This window comes from Metabacillus sp. 22489 (genome assembly GCF_052044855.1).
GTDB classification, from domain to species: Bacteria; Bacillota; Bacilli; order Bacillales; family Bacillaceae; genus Metabacillus; species Metabacillus niabensis.
In genome coordinates this window covers 1-3,905 of the sequence record NZ_JBQENT010000095.1, presented here as the reverse complement: position 1 = coordinate 3,905, position 3,905 = coordinate 1, and the positions used below count along the sequence as shown (strand labels likewise).

Here is a 3,905-nt window from a genome sequence, read left to right as displayed (position 1 = left end):
TATTTCTTAATCCAGTTATATAAAGTATTTTCATTAATATCCATTTCTCTAGCTACTTGAGCCACAGACTTATTGTTCTCTGCAATATACTTTACTGTTTCTTTTTTTAATGCTTCATCATATCTTTTACCAGTACCTCTTGGCATTTTCGACACACCTCGTTATAGTTTATATTCTTATTATAACAATCTGTGTCTACTTTTTAGTCTAGCATCATTTATTTGAGTGGATGAACATAGAATATTATTAACAGGTACAATGGCTTAACATCTAATATGCTGTTATTGTTACAGTCTTATTTATTACTATCGGGGATTAAAATGTCGAGAGAATTATTAAAGAATATTAGAATTAAAGAAAAACCAAAACTTACAGCAAAACAAATGATCATACAATTAGTTATATATTTTCTTTTAGGTGCTTTTTTAGGTGTCATTGCAAAATATAGTGATACCGTTTCATCTAATAGTGGAATTGGGATGATTTTTGACATTATTAGTAACACCACAACACGTCTATGTATATGGGTTGGATTGGCGACTTTCATTGCTGTATGGAGTGAAAATCCTAAAGTTGCAGCTTTTAAAGTATTCGGATTTTTTGCTGGTCTCTTGATAGCTTACTATATTTATTCACAAGTGTTGTTTGGATTTTTTCCAACCTATTATTTTTTGCGTTGGGGAGCAATTGCGCTTGTCTCGCCTTTAGCTGCTTACATAGTTTGGTTCAGTAGAAGAGAAGGGGGCCTTTCGGCAATTTGTGCAGCATTACCTATTGGTCTTCTTCTCGAACAAGGCGCTCCATTTTTTTATGGTTATTCGGTGGTGTTAGGCTTTGATTTATTCATTGCTATCTTATTACTTGTTATATTACCTAAATCAAAAATACAGTATCTATTGGTTGTTCCATTGTCGATATTGTTGGCTTTCATACTTAGAAGCTCAAATATTTTATTGTATTTGTTTGGTGGTTTATAAATTCTATAAACCTATTCTAATAAGTTCTAGATTAAACATTAAACATTCTATAAAAAGCATTTCAATAATTTTTCTTCTATTTGTAAATTAAATAGCAGGAACAACCAAAACTTCATAACAAAATGATTACCAAAAATAGTATAATAAGGAAGATTAATACTGGATTTACTTAGGAGGACATCATGATTGAGTTAAAAGGAAAATATAATTCTGCCAAAGTTTTTACAGATAATGTAGAACAAACGGCAGCTGGACAAATCATTGAATTATGCAACCAAGAATTTGTAAAAGATTCTCAGATTAGAATAATGCCAGATACACATGCTGGAGCTGGATGTACAATTGGTACTACTATGACAATTCACGATAAAATAGTTCCAAATTTAGTTGGTGTAGACATAGGCTGTGGCATGGAAGTGGCTATTATAGATAAAAATAAAGATGAAATAAACTTTGATCAATTAGATGAAACAATTAGAAAATATGTGCCAAGCGGATTTAGTGTAAGACATAATAGCCAAAGACATCCATTTTCAAAGAAAATTAATTTTCGAGATGTTAGAGCACCATTTAACTTAAATAGAGCAAAAGATAGTATTGGGACTCTAGGGGGCGGAAATCATTTTATTGAATTAAATGAAGATCGTGAAGGTCGTGTATATATTGTTATTCATAGCGGTTCAAGAAACCTAGGAAAGCAAATTGCTGAACATTATCAAAATCTTGCTTACGAAGAATTAACGAGCATAGCTAAAGAGAAAGAGGAATTAATTAAAGAGTTAAAATTACATGGAAGAGAGAAAGAGATTCAATCTGAGCTACAAAGAATAAAAGCACCGAAGATACACAAGGATTTAGCGTTTTTAGAAGGTCAAAGCTTTAAAGACTATATGAATGACATGGCTATTGCTCAAAATTATGCATTATACAACAGAAAAGCTATGGTAGATGAAATTATTACAAAAATGAAATGGAATAAGATTGATGAGTTCACTACTATTCATAATTATATTGATATGGAAAATATGATTTTGCGTAAAGGAGCAATTTCTTCACAAAAGGGAGAACGGGTCATAATTCCAATGAATATGAGGGATGGTAGCATTATTGCAGAAGGAAAAGGAAATCAAGATTGGAATTATTCTGCACCACATGGAGCGGGAAGACTTATGTCAAGAGCGAAAGCAAAAGAGAATGTTTCCTTAGATGAGTTCAAAAATACAATGAAAAATGTATGGACGACTTCTGTATCAGAAAGAACACTTGATGAATCTCCAATGGCATATAAGCCTATGGAAGAAATAATCAAACATACTACAGATACAATTGAAATTAAGGATGTTATTAAGCCGTTATATAATTTTAAGGCAAATTAAAAGTTGTAAATGCTAGTTAAACAATTATAAATTAATCGAATACTATCGTACTGAAATTAATATTCAAATACGATAGTATTTTATTAATTAGAGTTATTGTTATTATTTGCTACATCCATTTGTTTCCGTGTGCGATTCGGTCCGTTAAGCTAATGCCCGCGGAATCTCTACATGACACGCTTCTTACACAGGATATTCCTCACGTATCCGTTCCAATCCAACAACTTGTTACAAATCTTTAACACTACCTTTCCTATAATAGATAACACCTATTTTCCTAAGGAAACACTTTGAAAAGTTAAGAATTACCCAAATTATGTAAATGAATTAGTTAGAATTTGTTAAATCTTAAATTGTTTATAAAGTTTCAGTAAACATCAGCTCTTTTCTTTTTTTATCGGTTATGATGAAAACGAAATAATTGAAAACGAAAGAAAGGGGAATTTCTTATGTTTCAAAAGAGAATGAAGCGTTTTATGAAAATACTGAAAGGTATTAGTCTTCTCGTGATGTTTGGAATGGTTGTTGCTGTTTTAAATTCTCCTCAAACTGTATTGGCAAAAAAAGAGGAAAAACCTATGTTTGAATTTGGCATTGTACCTGACGCTCAATATTGTAATTGTAATCCTTCTGGTACCCGATTCTATCAAAATTCTTTGGAAAAGCTTTCTGAAGCATCGCAAATTTTTAATGAGCATAAACTTAGGTTTACTATACAACTAGGGGATTTGATTGATCGCGATTACTCAAGTTTCTCATCAATTCTACCAATTTATAATAGCATTGAAAGTAAGAAGTACCATGTACTAGGTAATCATGATTTTGCAGCCTCGTCTGATGAAGTTGTTAAATTACTTAGTATGCCAAATCAATATTATGACTTTAAATATAAAAAGTGGAGATTTATTGTTCTTGATTCAAACGATCTTAGCTTTTATGCAAATTCTAAAGGATCACTTAAGTATAAACAAGCTGAGGAAATGTATCATGATATTAAAGCTAAAGGGGCAATCAATGCACAAACATGGAATGGTGGATTAAGTGAAGAGCAGCTAAATTGGTTACGTAATACTTTAGATAAGTCAGCTAAGAGGAACGAAAAAGTAATGGTTTTTTCCCATATGCCTGTTTACCCAAAAGATGAACATAATATTTGGAATGATGAACTAGTTAAGAAGGAACTTGAAGCAGCTGGTAATGTTGTTGCATTTTTTAATGGTCATAACCATGCGGGAAATTATAGCGTAAGTAATGAAATTTATTATGTCAATTTCAAAGGAATGGTTGAAACAGAGGATACTAACTCATTTTCTATTTTAAAAGTGTATAAAAATCGAATTGAAATTGATGGCTTTGGTCTTGAAGAGGATCGTGTTTTGAAGATTAAAAAGTAAAGCAATAAAAGAGATAGTATTTCTATCTCTTTTATTGCTTCAGCTTGTAGAGAAAGTGGGTGTTTTTTCTCTACAAGCTTTTTTATTTTCTAAAAATGTTCTTATAAGGGATAATAATTTTCCTAAGATAACCAAAGAAAAAGATTGCTACACACCTA

4 protein-coding genes are annotated in these 3,905 nt (G+C 31.2%); 3 read left to right on the top strand and 1 reads right to left on the bottom strand.

Going from position 1 to position 3,905, the window contains the following annotated elements:
* Nucleotides 1-146: transposase (locus ACTJJ9_RS26020; protein WP_440768486.1), on the bottom strand; the 146-nt coding region annotated here is incomplete at its 3' end.
* A gap of 174 nt (nucleotides 147-320) precedes the next feature.
* On the opposite strand from ACTJJ9_RS26020, the gene ACTJJ9_RS26015 reads away from it, so the two are divergent.
* The 3 genes from ACTJJ9_RS26015 to ACTJJ9_RS26005 all read left to right on the top strand — a co-directional run bounded on the left by ACTJJ9_RS26015 (nucleotide 321) and on the right by ACTJJ9_RS26005 (nucleotide 3,747).
* Nucleotides 321-977, top strand: coding sequence for a hypothetical protein (locus ACTJJ9_RS26015; protein ID WP_145585382.1), 657 nt, complete (start codon nucleotides 321-323; stop codon nucleotides 975-977).
* Between the two features lie 182 nt (nucleotides 978-1,159).
* Nucleotides 1,160-2,353, top strand: a complete 1,194-nt coding sequence (locus tag ACTJJ9_RS26010) for an RtcB family protein (RefSeq protein WP_307190870.1) — start codon at nucleotides 1,160-1,162, stop codon at nucleotides 2,351-2,353.
* A 449-nt stretch (nucleotides 2,354-2,802) separates the two neighbouring features.
* On the top strand, nucleotides 2,803-3,747 hold the full coding sequence (locus ACTJJ9_RS26005) for a metallophosphoesterase (protein WP_145585380.1): 945 nt from the start codon (nucleotides 2,803-2,805) through the stop codon (nucleotides 3,745-3,747).
* Nucleotides 3,748-3,905: the final 158 nt, after the last annotated feature.

Coding starts and splice junctions, on each gene's coding strand:
- ACTJJ9_RS26015 (WP_145585382.1), top strand. CDS start 321: ATGTCGAGAGAATTATTAAAGAATATTAGAATTAAAGAAAAACCAAAA.
- ACTJJ9_RS26010 (WP_307190870.1), top strand. CDS start 1,160: ATGATTGAGTTAAAAGGAAAATATAATTCTGCCAAAGTTTTTACAGAT.
- ACTJJ9_RS26005 (WP_145585380.1), top strand. CDS start 2,803: ATGTTTCAAAAGAGAATGAAGCGTTTTATGAAAATACTGAAAGGTATT.